At 60.2% G+C, this 14291-nt stretch carries 15 protein-coding genes; 7 read left to right on the top strand and 8 right to left on the bottom strand.

What is annotated here, in order from left to right:
* Positions 1-14: 14 nt before the first annotated feature.
* Together OZ428_RS28435 and OZ428_RS28430 are read right to left on the bottom strand one after the other, a co-directional pair.
* The gene (locus OZ428_RS28435) at positions 15-725 is read right to left on the bottom strand and encodes an SIR2 family NAD-dependent protein deacylase (protein ID WP_269132017.1); all 711 of its coding nucleotides are present in this window, start codon (positions 723-725) and stop codon (positions 15-17) included.
* 123 nt (positions 726-848) lie between these two features.
* A complete protein-coding gene (locus OZ428_RS28430) occupies positions 849-1193 on the bottom strand; it encodes a cupin domain-containing protein (RefSeq protein ID WP_010206533.1) in 345 nt (114 codons plus the stop codon).
* 240 nt (positions 1194-1433) lie between these two features.
* Between OZ428_RS28430 and kynB the strand changes: the two genes are divergently transcribed.
* Together kynB and kynA are read left to right on the top strand one after the other, a co-directional pair.
* Positions 1434-2084 carry an arylformamidase gene (gene kynB, locus OZ428_RS28425; protein WP_033896163.1) on the top strand — a complete coding sequence of 217 codons (651 nt, stop codon included), beginning with the start codon at positions 1434-1436 and terminating at the stop codon, positions 2082-2084.
* A complete protein-coding gene (gene kynA, locus OZ428_RS28420) occupies positions 2081-2938 on the top strand; it encodes a tryptophan 2,3-dioxygenase (protein ID WP_016974893.1) in 858 nt (285 codons plus the stop codon). Before kynB ends, kynA begins: the two co-directional genes overlap by 4 nt.
* 49 nt (positions 2939-2987) lie before the next feature.
* On the opposite strand, the gene OZ428_RS28415 is transcribed toward kynA, so the two are convergent.
* From OZ428_RS28415 to antA, 4 genes are all read right to left on the bottom strand, one after another.
* A complete protein-coding gene (locus OZ428_RS28415) occupies positions 2988-4385 on the bottom strand; it encodes an amino acid permease (protein ID WP_177052305.1) in 1398 nt (465 codons plus the stop codon).
* Between the two features lie 71 nt (positions 4386-4456).
* Complete coding sequence (gene antC / locus OZ428_RS28410; protein WP_269132016.1) at positions 4457-5464, bottom strand: anthranilate 1,2-dioxygenase electron transfer component AntC; 1008 nt, start codon at positions 5462-5464, stop codon at positions 4457-4459.
* A gap of 226 nt (positions 5465-5690) precedes the next feature.
* A complete protein-coding gene (antB, locus tag OZ428_RS28405; protein WP_269132015.1) occupies positions 5691-6182 on the bottom strand; it encodes an anthranilate 1,2-dioxygenase small subunit in 492 nt (163 codons plus the stop codon).
* Positions 6182-7573, bottom strand: a complete 1392-nt coding sequence (gene antA / locus OZ428_RS28400) for an anthranilate 1,2-dioxygenase large subunit (protein ID WP_269132014.1) — start codon at positions 7571-7573, stop codon at positions 6182-6184. Before antA ends, antB begins: the two co-directional genes overlap by 1 nt.
* Before the next feature lie 310 nt (positions 7574-7883).
* Here antA and OZ428_RS28395 point away from each other — a divergent pair, with 310 nt between their 5' ends.
* Positions 7884-8870, top strand: a complete 987-nt coding sequence (locus tag OZ428_RS28395; RefSeq protein ID WP_269132013.1) for an AraC family transcriptional regulator — start codon at positions 7884-7886, stop codon at positions 8868-8870.
* Here OZ428_RS28395 and OZ428_RS28390 read toward each other — a convergent pair.
* A complete protein-coding gene (locus tag OZ428_RS28390; protein WP_177075116.1) occupies positions 8867-9742 on the bottom strand; it encodes a LysR family transcriptional regulator in 876 nt (291 codons plus the stop codon). The genes OZ428_RS28395 and OZ428_RS28390 overlap by 4 nt on opposite strands.
* A 114-nt stretch (positions 9743-9856) precedes the next feature.
* On the opposite strand from OZ428_RS28390, the gene OZ428_RS28385 reads away from it, so the two are divergent.
* The 3 genes from OZ428_RS28385 to catA are packed head-to-tail and all read left to right on the top strand — an operon-like array spanning position 9857 to position 12258.
* On the top strand, positions 9857-10984 hold the full coding sequence (locus OZ428_RS28385; protein WP_269132012.1) for a muconate cycloisomerase family protein: 1128 nt from the start codon (positions 9857-9859) through the stop codon (positions 10982-10984).
* A 12-nt stretch (positions 10985-10996) separates the two neighbouring features.
* Positions 10997-11287 (top strand): muconolactone Delta-isomerase, encoded by a 291-nt coding sequence (gene catC / locus OZ428_RS28380; RefSeq protein ID WP_033896172.1) that lies wholly within the window; start codon positions 10997-10999, stop codon positions 11285-11287.
* A gap of 41 nt (positions 11288-11328) precedes the next feature.
* Positions 11329-12258, top strand: coding sequence for a catechol 1,2-dioxygenase (gene catA, locus OZ428_RS28375; protein ID WP_269132011.1), 930 nt, complete (start codon positions 11329-11331; stop codon positions 12256-12258).
* Between the two features lie 156 nt (positions 12259-12414).
* On the opposite strand, the gene OZ428_RS28370 is transcribed toward catA, so the two are convergent.
* A complete protein-coding gene (locus tag OZ428_RS28370) occupies positions 12415-12888 on the bottom strand; it encodes an Lrp/AsnC family transcriptional regulator (RefSeq protein ID WP_016974903.1) in 474 nt (157 codons plus the stop codon).
* Between the two features lie 144 nt (positions 12889-13032).
* On the opposite strand from OZ428_RS28370, the gene kynU reads away from it, so the two are divergent.
* Positions 13033-14283, top strand: a complete 1251-nt coding sequence (gene kynU, locus OZ428_RS28365) for a kynureninase (protein ID WP_269132010.1) — start codon at positions 13033-13035, stop codon at positions 14281-14283.
* The last annotated feature ends 8 nt before the right edge of the window (positions 14284-14291 follow it).

Genomic DNA, 14291 nt, shown 5'->3' with positions numbered 1-14291 from the left:
CCGGGTTTTTGCAATTAGCGAGCCTTTTGACCTTTCAGCCAGCATCCCACCACATAAGGCACCAGACTTGATGCCTTTCCTCGCATGAATTCGTAGCCGTAGGGCTTACGCGAAACGGTCAATCCAATCAGGACCTTTTCGGCTGAATGCCTGGCTTTTGTAACCAGTCCTGCGGCCGGTTGAGTGGTCAGTGATGTGCCCACGACCAGCACTTTCTCTGCGTTTTTAAAGTGCTGCAGCGCCTTGTCGATATTCGGCACATTTTCGCCATACCAGACGATATGGGGGCGTAATTGGCTGCCTTTTTCACAGGTGTCACCGAGCAAGATCGGCTTATCGTCGATCTTGTAAATCAGTTGCTTGTCGACCGTGCTTTGCGCCAGGTTGATTTGACCATGCAGATGCAGAACGCACGTGGACCCAGCGCGCTCGTGCAGGTCGTCGACGTTTTGCGTGATCACCACGACATCAAACTGCTGTTCCAACTCTGTTATCGCGCGGTGCGCCGCATTGGGCTGCGCAGTCCACGCCTTGTGCCGCAACGCGTTATAGAACGCCAGCACGTCTGCGGGGTGCCTATGCCATGCCTCGGGCGTAGCCACGTCTTCGACGCGATGGTCCATCCACAGTCCGGTTTCGTCGTTGAACGTGTCCAAGCCACTTTCGGCACTGATGCCGGAGCCGGTGAAGATGACGATTTTTCGTTTGCATTTGTCAGTGGTCATGGACGTTGCCTCGCGCATTCCGCTCGAACTTCCGTGAGCGCAGGGCATAAATACTGACCCAAAAAAACCGTCGCTAGCGACGGTTTTTTTGTAGGAGTGTTCCTCGTTTCGGGCTCTACTTAATCAAGCAAACACAAAATACTTACGCACCGTCTCGACCACTTCCCACGTCCCCTTCATCCCCGGCTCCACCACAAAGATATCCCCAGCCCGCAAATGAATCGGCTCCAGGCCTTCTGGGGTGATGATGCAGTAGCCTTCCTGGAAGTGGCAGTATTCCCACTTCACGTAGTCCACGTACCACTTGCCCGGGGTGCAGATCCAGGTGCCCATGATCTTGCTGCCGTCTTCGCTGGTGTAGGCGTTGAGGTTGACGGTGTGCGGGTCGCCTTCGAGCTTTTCCCATTTGCAGGCGTCCAGGACCGGCAGGGGATGGGTGTCGCGCAGTACGGTGATGGGCTTGGACATGATGTCTCCAGGGCAGGGAATGGAAAGGTCCACCCTAAGGCCTCGGGCGTTGTGTCAGTGGTCTGAACTCGACATCGGGATGCCCAGAAGCGCAGCGGCGGTTATTTGATATAACCCATCACCAATCCGCTATTTCCTCGCAGTAAGTGCGAAAGATTTCCCGATTCACGCCAGAATTCGCAAGAAAATTCGCGGCAGGCCCTCGTATCATTCACCCCAGTAACCGCCGAGAGCCTTGAAATGAACCCAATAAAAACGTGGTGGGATATCAGCCCGCCCTTGAGTACGGCGACCCCGACCTGGCCGGGGGATACGCCGTTCCAGGAAGAGCGCGTGTGGCAGTTTGGCCCGGAGTGTCCGGTGAATGTGGGGCGTATCACGTTGTCCCCCCATACCGGCGCCCACGTGGATGCGCCGCTGCATTACAGCGCGGACGGCGCGCCGATTGGCGAGGTGTCGTTGGATGTGTACCTGGGGCCATGCCGGGTGCTGCATTGCCTGGACAGCGGCGCGCTGGTGCAGCCGCATCAGTTGGAAGGCCGTGTGGATAACTTGCCGGAGCGCGTGCTGCTGCGCACTTATCCACAAGCGCCGCTGACTGAATGGGATTCGAATTTCACCGCCATCGCTCCGCAAACCATCGAGCTGCTAGCCAGCCTGGGTGTGCGCTTGATCGGCATCGATACGCCATCCCTGGACCCGCAGCAGTCCAAGACCATGGATTCCCACAACGCCGTGGCCCGTCATGGCATGGCGATTCTCGAAGGCATCGTGCTCGATGACGTACCCGAGGGCGACTATGAATTGATCGCACTGCCGCTGCGGTTTGCCAACCTCGATGCCAGCCCGGTCCGCGCAATCTTGCGCCCGCTCAAGGAGCCCACGCGATGAGCCAATGTCCTTTCTCTGCTGACTACCAACCGCCTGAAGAATGGCATAACGCCGAACTGAATTTTTCCGAGTCCATGAGCTACGGCGATTACCTGGACCTGGGCAAAGTCCTCAGCGCCCAGCATCCGCTGTCGCCAGACCACAACGAAATGCTCTTCATCATCCAGCACCAGACCTCCGAGCTGTGGATGAAACTGATGCTCCACGAACTCAAGGCCGCCCGTGAACACGTGCGCCTGGGCGAGTTGCCGCCAGCCTTCAAGATGCTGGCGCGGGTGTCGCGGATCTTCGATCAACTGGTGCACGCCTGGGCGGTGCTGGCGACGATGACGCCGTCGGAGTACAAGTCGATCCGCCCGTTCCTGGGGCAGTCGTCGGGGTTTCAGTCGTTCCAGTACCGTGAGATCGAATTTATCCTCGGCAACAAAAGCGCGGCGCTGTTGCGGCCCCACGCCCATCGGCCGGAGTTGTTGAACGAGTTGAAAGTGGCGATTGCCACACCGTCGCTGTATGACGAGGCGATCAACCTGATGGTCAAGGCCGGCTTGGCGATTGATCCGAAGCGCGCCGAGCGCGACCCGACGGCCGCGACGGTCCACGATGAATCGGTAGAGGCGGCGTGGCGTGAGGTGTATCGCGATCCGAGCCGGTATTGGGATTTGTATCAGTTGGCCGAAAAGTTTATCGACCTGGAGGACTCGTTCCGTCAGTGGCGCTTCCGCCATGTGACGACGGTAGAGCGGATCATCGGTTTCCAGCCGGGAACCGGTGGCACCGAAGGGGTGGGGTATTTGCGCAAGATGCTAGATACCGTGCTGTTCCCAGAGCTGTGGCGAGTACGCTCAACGCTCTAAACAAAAAGCCCCGGAATTCCGGGGCTTTTTATTGGCTGTCAGTCAGTAATCAGGCGACTGCCATCTTGGCCTTTCTGACCCGCAGCCGGTAGGCAATGTAGATAATCCCCACCCACACCGGCATCGCATACACCGACTCGCTGATGCCCGGAATCGCCAGCATCACGCTGATGATCATCACCATGAACGCCAGGCACAGGTAGTTGCTGAACGGGAACCAGAAGGTCTTGAACGATGGCGTCAGGCCTTGTTCGCCCATGGCTTTGCGGAACTTGATGTGGGTGATGCTGATCAGCGCCCAGTTGATCATCAGTGAGGCAACCACCAGCGCGAACAGCAACTCCAGCGCGCTCTGCGGTGCCACGTAGTTGACCACCACGCACAGCATCGTCACCAGCGCCGAAATCGCCAGGGCGCGGATCGGCACACCTTGCTTGTTCAGCTTCATCAGCGATTTCGGTGCATCGCCTTGCTCGGCCAGGCCGAACAGCATGCGGCTGTTGCAGTACACGCCGCTGTTGTACACCGACAACGCCGCAGTCAGCACCACGAAGTTGAGGATGTGCGCGGCGGTGTCGTTGCCGATCAGCGAGAAGATCTGCACGAACGGGCTACCGCTGTAGGCATCGCCCGAGGCGCCGAGGGTTTGCAGCAACTGGTCCCACGGGTACAGCGACAGCAGTACGGTCAGGGCGCCGACGTAGAAAATCAGGATCCGGTAGACCACCTGGTTGATCGCCTTCGGGATCACCTTGCGCGGCTCGCTGGCTTCGGCGGCAGTGATGCCGACCAGCTCCAGGCCACCGAACGAGAACATGATGAACGCCATGGACATCAACAGCCCCATGCCGCCATTCGGGAAGAACCCGCCGTGGCTCCACAGGTTGCTGACCGAGGCTTGCGGGCCGCCGGTGCCGCTGAACAGCAGGTAGCAGCCGAGCACGATCATGCCGACAATCGCCACCACCTTGATGATTGCGAACCAGAACTCGGCTTCACCGAAGAACTTCACGTTCAGGGTGTTGATCAGGTTCACCGCGACAAAGAACACCAGTGCACTGACCCAGGTCGGGATCTCCGGCCACCAGAACTGGATGTACTTGCCCACCGCCGTCAGTTCGGCCATGCCCACCAGCACGTAGAGTACCCAGTAGTTCCAACCCGCCAGGAAGCCCGCGTAGCCGCCCCAGTATTTGTGCGCGAAGTGGCTGAAGGAACCGGCCACCGGCTCTTCAACGATCATTTCGCCGAGCTGGCGCATGATCAGGAACGCGATGAAACCGGCAATCGCGTAGCCCAGGATCATCGACGGCCCCGCCGACTTGAGCACCCCGGCCGAGCCGAGGAACAACCCCGTGCCGATCGCCCCTCCCAAGGCGATCAGCTGAATGTGCCGGTTCTTCAAGCCACGCTTGAGGCCTACCGGGTTAACCATGTCATCCGCCATTAACATTCCCTTCTACTTGTTTTTCTCAGGGTTGAGTGCACGCCGCATCAGCCCCTCAGAAGTACTGAGGGTCAGATATTACTCTGCGTAAACTTTTCGTAATACAGTTGAACGCCATCAAGTGCCTGATCCGCCAGCCATTGCTGGATGGATTCGACCATTGGAGGGGGGCCGCACAGGTACATATCCGCCGAACTGTCCCGCAATTCGGCCAGGTCAAAATGCTCGGTGAGGTAGCCGCGCTTGCCGGGCCAATCCTCTGAAGGTGCGCTGAGGACTTCGGTGTAGCGGAACTCCGGAATTTTTGCAGCATAACCCTGGATGCGCGCCGCTTCGCACAAGTCTTCGGCACTGCGCACGCCGTAATACAGGTGCACCGGTTGGTCACACCCCTTGGCGGCCAGTTCATCGAGCATGCCCAGCAAGGCCGATAACCCCGTGCCACCCGCCACCAGTACCAATGGCTGGGTGACGTGGCGCAGGTAGAAGGCGCCGAGGGGTGCTTCCATCAACAGTTCATCGCCCACCTGGCAGCGCTCGCGCAGGTAGTTGCTCATCACCCCATCGGGCAACAGGCGCACCAAAAATTGCAGGTGATTGCCCGGCAGGTTGGCGAAAGAATAGGACCGCCAACTGTCCGTGCCAGGCACCGCTAGGCGGGCATATTGGCCCGGCAGAAAGTCCAGCGCCTGATCCAACTGCACCTGCAGGATCGCCGTGCTGGCCGACACCTGCTCCACCGCGCTCACGCTGCCCTTGACCTGAACCGGCCCCGGCGCGTTGCACAGGCTCGAATCAAAGTCGAAATAGAACGTCGCGTCGGACTTTACCCGCGTCTGGCAACTGAGCATCTTGCGCTGTTGCAGGTCGAGGCTGGACAGCGCTTCTTCGTCGACATAGTCCTGGCTGTAATCGCCGGACTCGCAACGGCCCTGGCAGGTGCCGCAGACACCCTCACGGCAATCCAGCGGGATCTTGATGCCGTTGCGCAGCGCCGCATCCAGCAGGATTTCATGGGAGCCCACCGGGAAAAACAGGGTTTTGCCGTCGGCAAAACTGAAGGCTACTTTGTGATTCATTGGTTGAACTCCACGTATTGATGACCTGTGGCGAGCAGGCTTTTTGTGGTGAGCGGGCTTGCCCCGCGTTGGGCTGCGCAGCAGCCCCAATAAGACCACCGCATTTTTTCAGCTGAAAACCCGGTGTCTTCCAGAGGGGCCGCTACGCAGCCCAACGCGGGGCAAGCCCGCTCGCCACAAGAAGCCCGGTGCCACAACAAACCCCTGTGCCACAAAAAGTTCGCTGCTACAGGTGATAGAAATCCAGCACCGAGTTGATGGTGTCGTTGAGCAGCAACGCATGCTTGCGGGTGATCAACCAACTGTCGCCATTCGGCTTGAGGCTGTAGGTAGCCTGTCCGTAGAACTGCTCTGACGTAGCCAATCGGTAAAACAACGTGTGCCAGTTCAGCCGCACCTCCAGCGTTCCCTCCGCCTGCTGCGCCACGCGCACGTTATTGATCAGGTGCAAGGTGCGCGGCATCGGTGTCGCCGACGCGGCTTTGCCGGTGCGCAAACGGAACACACGGTCTTCCAGGCCCGAGCGGTTGGCGTAGTAGATCAACGACATCTCGCGCTTGGGATCACGGGTGTAGACGTGTTCCGAGTCCCACTGCGGCAGGTGGAACTCGCTCTGCGGGTCGAACAGCTGCACATAGGCGTCCCAGTCCTGGGCGTCGCACAGCTCGGATTTGCGGTAGAAGAACTGCTCGATCTGGTACTGCAGTTGCGCATTCATCACTTCACCTCCCGCAATGTCAGTGCTTGTCTGTCCAGGCCCTTGAGCAGGAACTGCTGCCAGTTGCGATGCTGGTTCACGTAGAGGCCTTCATGGGTGAATTCGGTGCCGGTCATGGCCGGTTGGATGCCGATGGCTTCGCTGTTGGGCGTGGGGCCGGTTTCCCAGCGATGGCTGCCGCGTGAGATGTCGCTCCAGCGTTCCAGGCGGCCCTGGAAACCGCGCTGGGCCTCGCGAAATTCCACCAGGTCATCCGGTGTGCCCATGCCCGACACGTTGAAAAAGTCCTCGAACTGACGAATACGGTTTTCGCGATCCGCGTCGGATTCACCCTTCACCCCCAGGCACTGGCTGATGATCTCGGTCTTGTTCCACGCCACCGGGCGGATGATGCGCAGCTGCGAGCTGATCTGGTCGAGGAAGAACAGGCTCGGGTAGATATTCAAGTTGCGCAGGCGGTGCATCATCCACTCGGCCTTTGGCTGGCCGTGTTCTTCCACCAGGCGCGGCATGATGGTGGCGTAGCCGGATCGTACGCTGGGGTTGGGCATGTCGCTGAACAACACACTGTGACCATTGTTGAACGCGAACCAGCCGTCATCGGTGTTGGCGTCACCCGCGCCAAGCTTGCTGTAGTCCAGGGTGCTACCTGCGCCGGTGCCGTTCTCGGTGTTCACCTGCTGGCGATGCTGCACCGTGGCCACATAGTTGTAGTGCACAGTGCTGACGTGATAACCGTCCAGGCCGTTCTCGTTTTGCAGCTTCCAGTTGCCGTCGTAGGTGTAGGCGGATTTGCCCGGCAATACCTCCAACTCACCGGTAGCGGACTGGGCGACCATCATGTCGAAGAACACTTTGGCGTCGCCCAGGAAGTCTTCCAGGCTGTCGGTGCCTGCCACATCCAGGCTGATGAACACGAAGCCTTTGTAGCTTTCGATGCGTGCCTTTTTCAGGCCACGCGTCGCCTTGTCGAAACCCTCCGGGTATTCCCCCGGCGCCTTGACCTTCACCAGCCGGCCATCGCTCTTGTAGCACCAGGCATGGAACGGGCAAGTGAAGGTGGACTGGTTGCCCTTGCCGACCCGCGTCAAGGTGGTGCCGCGATGCTGGCAGGCGTTGATCAGCGCGTTGAGCTGGCCTTCGCCGTCGCGGGTGATGATCATTGGCTGGCGCCCGGCGCGCATCGTCACGAAGTCGTGGTTATTGGCCAGTTCGCTTTCGTGGCAGGCGTAGATCCAGTTTTTTTCGAAGATCAGTTCCATCTCCAGATCGAACAATTCCGGCTCGGTGAACATGTCACGGGCGATGCGGAACACTTCATCCGCCGGGCGAAAATCCAGACAACCTTCGATAAATGTTTTCCACTGCTCGACGCTTCTTGCACCACTCATGGGAGGCACCTTTTGATAGGGCTAATCGGTGGTTTATTAGAGGCAGCGGGACAGGGCGCGGGCTATCCGCTTAGTGGGGGAACCTGCGCCGGATAATTGGGCAGCAAATACCCAACCCGGTGCGCAGCGGTGACGGGATGCGCTACTGTCTGGCAAGGCAAGGGTCGAAAAAGTAAGCGTCTTATCCACTTAATCGACCCTTGCTATCCACCCGCTGGCGATTGCGCCGGCGTGGCGCATTATTTGCTGTCGAACAACAACGACGCGCCGCCAGAGCGCGCAACAGCCTAACCGCCGTGGGTGCACCCTGATGAGCAGCCAAACGATTCAACGCTTCGACCTGGAAGGCGCACGCAGCTGGATGTCCGGCATCTGCGGGCCCCATCGCCTGGCCACCGCCACGCCCGAGCGCCTGCGTTTCCACCACAGTGCCAACGTGTTCAAGTCCCGCGCCACCACCTTGGGCGTGATCGAATACGGCACCGACGTGACCATCGACATTGAAGACGCGGAGCACTTCAGCAGCTACAGCCTGAGCCTGCCGTTGGTGGGCGAGCAGGAGTTGAGCAAGAACGGTGAGCGCCTGAGCTCCAACCGCGACCAGGGCGTGATCATTTCGCCCAACGAGCATCAGGTGCTGGCGATTTCCGGCGACTGCCGCAAGTTGCAGGTGGTGATCACGCGGGCGGCGATGAGTGAGTCGCTGGAAGGTCTGCTGCAGCGGCCGATTGAGGCGCCGCTGCGCTTTGAGTCGGTGATGGACGCGGTGGACGGCGCTTCGGCGGCGTGGTGGCGCATGGCGCGCTACTTCATCGCGGAGCTGGAACACGGCAGTGAATTGTATGAGCAACCGGCGTTTACCCGTGACCTGGAAAGCTCGCTGATCAAGGGCCTGATCCTGGCCCAGCCGAACAATTACTCCGAAGAACTGCGCGATGTCCTCGGTGTGAAACTGCCGCATTACCTGATCCGTGCGCGCCAGTACATCCACGACAATGCTCGGGACGCCGTGCATCTGGAAGACCTGGAGGCCGCGGCCGGCGTATCGCGGTTCAAATTGTTCGATGCCTTTCGCAAATACTTTGCGCTGTCGCCGATGGCCTATTTGAAAAAGCATCGGCTCTCTGCAGTGCGCCAGGCCATCCTTGAACAGGGCTCCACCTGCACCATCTCCGAGATTGCCCTGGGCTGGGGCTTTACCCACCTTGGGCGGTTTTCGGCGGAGTATCGCAAGCTGTTCGATGAGTCTCCAAGCCAGACCTTGCAGCGCAATGATGCCCGGCGCCTGCGTGGCTAGATCAACTCTTCCACCAGTTGCAGGCAATGACTGAGCCCCGGCGACTGGTCATTCACCCGTCGGCTGAGGATGATCGGCGAGGTTGCGGTGGCCTCCACCACCGGCGTGTAGCCGATGTCCGCACGGTGCAGCACTTGCACCGAGGCGGGCACCAGCGTCACGCCCATACCGGCGCCGACCAGACCAATGGCGGTCTGCAATTCGTTGGTCCACTGCGCCACCTTGAGGCTCAGGCCATGGGCGTCGAACAGCGCGATCACATGGTCGGCGTAACTGGGGCGCGGGTTGCCGGGGTAGAGCACAAAGGGCTCGGCGGCCAGTTGGGCGAGGGTGGCGGGCGCATCGAGCAACGGGTGGCCGGCAGGCAGCACGGCGACCAGCCGATCCTCCACCAAAACGCGCTGGACGATGGCCGGGTCATCGATGCGAATCCGCCCGAACCCCACGTCGATGCGCCCGGCCTTGAGCGCTTCGACCTGCTGCAAGGTGGTCATTTCCGACAGCCCCAACTCCAGCTCCAGCGCCTCATGGGTGCGCAGCCGGCGGATCAGTTCCGGCAGCACGCCATACAAGGTCGAGGGCGCAAAGCCGATGCCCAGCCAAGTCTTCTCGCCTTGGCCGATGCGTCGGGTGTTGTCGCAGACCTTGCTCAGCTGTTCCAGCAGCACGTTGGCATGCTCATAGAAAAACCGCCCGGCTTCGGTCAGCCGCAACGGTCGGCCACGCTCCAGCAGGATCACCCCCAACTCATCTTCCAATTGCTGGATCTGCCGGCTCAACGGCGGCTGTGCGATGTGCAAACGTTCGGCGGCGCGGGTGAAGTTGAGGGTTTCCCCCAGCACCTGGAAATAGCGCAGATGACGCAATTCCATAACCACTCCTTTCATACCTTGAGGGTATTGCTTCAGACCCATTCTATATTGGAAGCCTTTAAAAATACGGCACAGAATCGGCTCAAACCTAAAAAGAACCCAACGGGTATAGCCATGCCGATTTGCGCCATCGAGTCGATCGACACGATCATCGTCGACCTCCCCACCATTCGCCCGCACAAGTTGGCGATGCACACCATGCAAAACCAGACCTTGGTGATCATCCGCCTGCGTTGCGCCGACGGCATCGAAGGCATCGGCGAAGCCACCACCATTGGGGGGCTGAGCTACGGCAACGAAAGCCCCGACAGCATCAAGGTCAACATCGACCGCCACTTCGCGCCGCTGCTGATCGGCCAGGATGCGAGCAATATCAACGCGGCCATGTTGCGCCTGGAACGCAGCATTCGCGGCAACACCTTTGCCAAGTCCGGGATCGAAAGTGCCTTGCTCGATGCCTTGGGCAAACGCTTGAACCTGCCGGTCAGCGAACTGCTCGGCGGCCGTGTGCGCGATGCCTTGCCGGTGGCCTGGACCCTGGCCAGCGGCAACACGGAAAAGGACATTGCCGAAGCGGAAAAGATGCTCGACCTGCGCCGCCACCGCATTTTCAAATTGAAGATCGGCGCCGGTGAAGTCAGTCACGACCTGGCCCATGTGATCGCGATCAAAAAAGCCCTGGGCGACCGCGCCAGTGTGCGCGTCGACGTCAACCAGGCTTGGGATGAGGCGGTGGCACTGCGTGCCTGCAAGGTGCTCGGCGACAACGGCATCGACCTGATCGAACAACCCATCTCCCGCAACAACCGGGGCGGCATGGCGCGGCTTAACCTGTCGAGCCCGGCGCCGATCATGGCGGATGAGTCCATCGAGTGTGTCGAAGATGCCTTCAACCTCGCCCGCGAAGGCGCGGCCTCGGTGTTTGCGTTGAAGATCGCCAAGAACGGCGGCCCGCGCGCCGTACTGCGTACGGCCGCCATTGCCGAAGCGGCGGGCATCGGCCTGTACGGCGGCACCATGCTCGAAGGCGGCATCGGCACCCTGGCCTCGGCCCATGCCTTTCTCACGCTGAACAAACTGGCATGGGGCACCGAGTTGTTCGGCCCGTTGTTGCTCACCGAAGACATCCTCACCGAACCGCCGGTGTACCGCGATTTCCAGCTGCATGTTTCCACCGCACCGGGCCTGGGCCTGGCCATCGATGAAGAGCGCCTGGCGTTCTTCCGTCGTGACAAACACTAAGAGGCGCCTGCCATGTTGTTCCACGTAAAAATGACCGTGAACCTGCCCCTCGATATGAATCCCGAGCGCGCCGCTGCGCTCAAGGCCGAAGAAAAAGCCTTGGCGCAGCGCCTGCAACAGCAAGGCAAATGGCGCCACCTGTGGCGCATCGCCGGGCATTACGCGAACTACAGCGTGTTCGATGTCGACAGCGTGCAGGACCTGCACGATGTGTTGATGCAACTGCCGCTCTTTCCCTACATGGCCATCGAAGTGAATGCCCTGTGCCGTCACCCGTCGTCGATCCATGAGGATGACCGCTAAGCCGGTTTTCACCCTAATAACTACAAGATGAGGAATGCACCATGTCCATCCGACTGTCCCAGACTGCCCATGCTCAACAGTTTCTCGAAGAAGCCAGCGGCAACCTCAATGACGGCGGTAACCCGCGTACCAAGGCGCTGATCTACCGGATCCTGCGCGACACCGTGAACATCATCGAAGACCTGGAAGTGACCCCGGAAGAGTTCTGGAAGGCGGTCAACTATCTGAACGACTTGGGCAAGCACCAGGAAGCCGGCTTGCTCGCCGCCGGGCTGGGCCTGGAGCATTACCTGGACCTGTTGATGGACGCCGCCGACGAGGAAGCCGGCAAATCCGGCGGCACACCGCGCACCATCGAAGGCCCGTTGTATGTGGCCGGTGCGCCGCTGTCGAAGTATGAGGCGCGACTGGATGATGGCAAGGACGACGCGGTGCCGCTGTTCATGCGCGGGCAAGTGCGCGACACCGACGGCAAGCCGCTGGCGGGGGCGATTGTGGACGTGTGGCAGGCCAACACCGGTGGCACCTATTCGTGGTTCGACCCGACGCAATCGGAGTTCAACCTGCGTCGCCGCATCGAGACCGATGCCCAGGGCAACTACCGTTTTCGCAGTATCGTGCCGTCGGGCTACGGCTGCCCGCCGACCGGGCCGACCCAGCAACTGCTCGATCAACTGGGGCGCCACGGGCAGCGGCCGGCGCATATTCACTTCTTCATTTCGGCGCCGGGGCATCGACACCTGACCACGCAGATCAACCTGTCGGATGACCCGTACCTGCATGATGATTTTGCCTACGCGACGCGGGATGAGTTGATCGCCGAGATTCGCTTTAGTGAAGATCCGCAGCTGGCGCGGGAGTTTGGCGTGGAAGGGCGGTTTGCGCAGATTGATTTTGACTTTGAGTTGCAGATCGCTGATGCGCCGGTAGAGCAAAAGCGCATGCAGCGCGTGCGTGCCCTCGAGGACTAAACGCCACGCCCCCTGTAGGAGCGAGCTTGCTGTGGCGAGCAAGCTTGCTTGCGCTGGGGTGCGAAGCGCCCCCAACAAGCGGGAGACTGCTTCGCAGTCAGCGGGAGCAAGCTCCCTCGCCACAGCAAGCTCGCTCCTACAGAAGGCATTCTCAGCCTACTTACGGATAACCAGGTCCAACACCTCATCCCGATCCTTGATTTTCTGCAACACAATCTCCGAGCGTATATCCATCACCCCCGCCGTGCGGTTCAGGTGGTTCACGATAAAGTCCGAAAAATGCTTGAGGTTGCGCGCCTGCACCCGCAGCACATAGTTGCTGGCGCCGGTGATCACGTAGGCGCTGGCCACTTCCGGCCAGCCCTGCACTTTCTTGATGAACGTCTCATGCCAATCCTCCACATCCTGGCGCAAGGACAGGTGGACGATGGCCTCCAGCTCGATCCCCAATTGCTCCGCATTCAGCACTGCGCGGTAGCCGCTGATGATTCCCTCGCTCTCCAGCAAGCGCAAACGGCGCAGGCAGGCGGACGGCGACAGCGCGACTTTTTCCGCCAGTTCCTGGTTGCTGATGCGGCCATCCTGTTGCAGGAAATGCAGGAGGCGCAGGTCGGTGGCGTCGAGAATCATGGTTAGAATAAATCCGCGTGTTTGGGGGTTAAATTCGAATTTCCTACAGCTTAATTAGCCTGTTGCTACTCACTTTGCACGAAAATTCTCTAAAACTTCGTTCATTATTTGGTCCATTCTTACTTATAAAAACCAGGACCGCCCATGACCTCTCGAAGCCATTGCCAAGCCCTCGACGCCCAGGACCCGCTGGCACCTTTGCGCAGCCAGTTCGCCTTGCCGGAGGGCGTGATCTACCTCGACGGCAACTCGCTCGGCGCCCGCCCGGTGGCGGCGTTGGCGCGGGCGCAGGCGGTGATTGCCGAAGAGTGGGGCAACGGGCTCATCCGCAGCTGGAACGCCGCCGGCTGGGCGGATTTGTCCCAGCGCCTGGGCAATCGCCTGGCGCCGTTGATTGGCGCGCGTGACAACGAAGTGGTGATCACCGATACCACCTCGATCAACCTGTTCAAGGTGCTGAGCGCCGCATTGACCGTGCAGCGTCAACGCCAGCCGCATCGCAAGGTGATCGTCAGCGAGGCGAGCAACTTCCCCACCGACTTGTACATCGCAGAAGGCTTGGCTGAACTGCTGCAACAGGGCTATTCCCTGCGCCTGGTGAACAGCCCGGACGAACTGCCCCAGGCGATCGATCAGGACGTGGCGGTGGTGATGCTCACCCACGTCAACTACAAGACCGGCTACATGTACGACATGCAGGCGCTGACCGCCTTGAGCCATGAGTGTGGCGCGCTGAGCCTCTGGGACCTGGCGCATTCGGCGGGCGCGGTGCCCATCGACCTGCATCAGGCCGGCGCCGATTATGCGATCGGCTGCACCTACAAGTACCTCAACGGCGGCCCGGGTTCCCAGGCGTTTGTGTGGGTCAACCCGGCGTTGGTGGATGTGGTGCGTCAGCCGTTGTCGGGCTGGTTCGGGCATACCCGGCAGTTCGCCATGGAGTCGACGTATGCACCGAGTGCCGGTATCGCTCGCTATCTGTGCGGCACTCAACCGATCACTTCGCTGGCCATGGTGGAGTGCGGCCTGGAGATTTTTGCCCAGACCGATATGGCGAGTTTGCGCAGCAAGTCCCTGGCGTTGACCGACCTGTTTATCGCGTTGGTCGAAGCCCGTTGTGCCGCCCATGACTTGAAGTTGATCACCCCACGTGAGCACGCCAGACGTGGCAGCCATGTGAGCTTTGAACACCCCGAAGGCTACGCGGTGATCCAGGCCTTGATCGCCCGTGGGGTGATCGGTGATTACCGTGAGCCGCGCATCATGCGGTTTGGTTTTACGCCGTTGTACACGAGCTTTACCGAGGTGTTTGACGCTGTGGAAATCCTTGGCGACATCCTCGACAACCACACCTGGGACCAGCCGCAGTTCAAAGTCCGCAACAGCGTCACCTGACACACCTA

The organism is Pseudomonas sp. GXZC, from assembly GCF_026967615.1.
Taxonomy (GTDB): Bacteria; Pseudomonadota; Gammaproteobacteria; order Pseudomonadales; family Pseudomonadaceae; genus Aquipseudomonas; species Aquipseudomonas azotoformans_A.
The sequence above is the reverse complement of the archived record's forward strand: the minus strand, read 5'-3'. Positions and strand labels throughout refer to the sequence as shown.

Excerpts from the sequence above, each read along its gene's own strand:
- OZ428_RS28435 (WP_269132017.1), bottom strand. The coding sequence starts at position 725 with ATGACCACTGACAAATGCAAACGAAAAATCGTCATCTTCACCGGCTCC.
- OZ428_RS28430 (WP_010206533.1), bottom strand. The coding sequence starts at position 1,193 with ATGTCCAAGCCCATCACCGTACTGCGCGACACCCATCCCCTGCCGGTC.
- kynB (WP_033896163.1), top strand. The coding sequence starts at position 1,434 with ATGAACCCAATAAAAACGTGGTGGGATATCAGCCCGCCCTTGAGTACG.
- kynA (WP_016974893.1), top strand. The coding sequence starts at position 2,081 with ATGAGCCAATGTCCTTTCTCTGCTGACTACCAACCGCCTGAAGAATGG.
- OZ428_RS28415 (WP_177052305.1), bottom strand. The coding sequence starts at position 4,385 with ATGGCGGATGACATGGTTAACCCGGTAGGCCTCAAGCGTGGCTTGAAG.
- antC (WP_269132016.1), bottom strand. The coding sequence starts at position 5,464 with ATGAATCACAAAGTAGCCTTCAGTTTTGCCGACGGCAAAACCCTGTTT.
- antB (WP_269132015.1), bottom strand. The coding sequence starts at position 6,182 with ATGAATGCGCAACTGCAGTACCAGATCGAGCAGTTCTTCTACCGCAAA.
- antA (WP_269132014.1), bottom strand. The coding sequence starts at position 7,573 with ATGAGTGGTGCAAGAAGCGTCGAGCAGTGGAAAACATTTATCGAAGGT.
- OZ428_RS28395 (WP_269132013.1), top strand. The coding sequence starts at position 7,884 with ATGAGCAGCCAAACGATTCAACGCTTCGACCTGGAAGGCGCACGCAGC.
- OZ428_RS28390 (WP_177075116.1), bottom strand. The coding sequence starts at position 9,742 with ATGGAATTGCGTCATCTGCGCTATTTCCAGGTGCTGGGGGAAACCCTC.
- OZ428_RS28385 (WP_269132012.1), top strand. The coding sequence starts at position 9,857 with ATGCCGATTTGCGCCATCGAGTCGATCGACACGATCATCGTCGACCTC.
- catC (WP_033896172.1), top strand. The coding sequence starts at position 10,997 with ATGTTGTTCCACGTAAAAATGACCGTGAACCTGCCCCTCGATATGAAT.
- catA (WP_269132011.1), top strand. The coding sequence starts at position 11,329 with ATGTCCATCCGACTGTCCCAGACTGCCCATGCTCAACAGTTTCTCGAA.
- OZ428_RS28370 (WP_016974903.1), bottom strand. The coding sequence starts at position 12,888 with ATGATTCTCGACGCCACCGACCTGCGCCTCCTGCATTTCCTGCAACAG.
- kynU (WP_269132010.1), top strand. The coding sequence starts at position 13,033 with ATGACCTCTCGAAGCCATTGCCAAGCCCTCGACGCCCAGGACCCGCTG.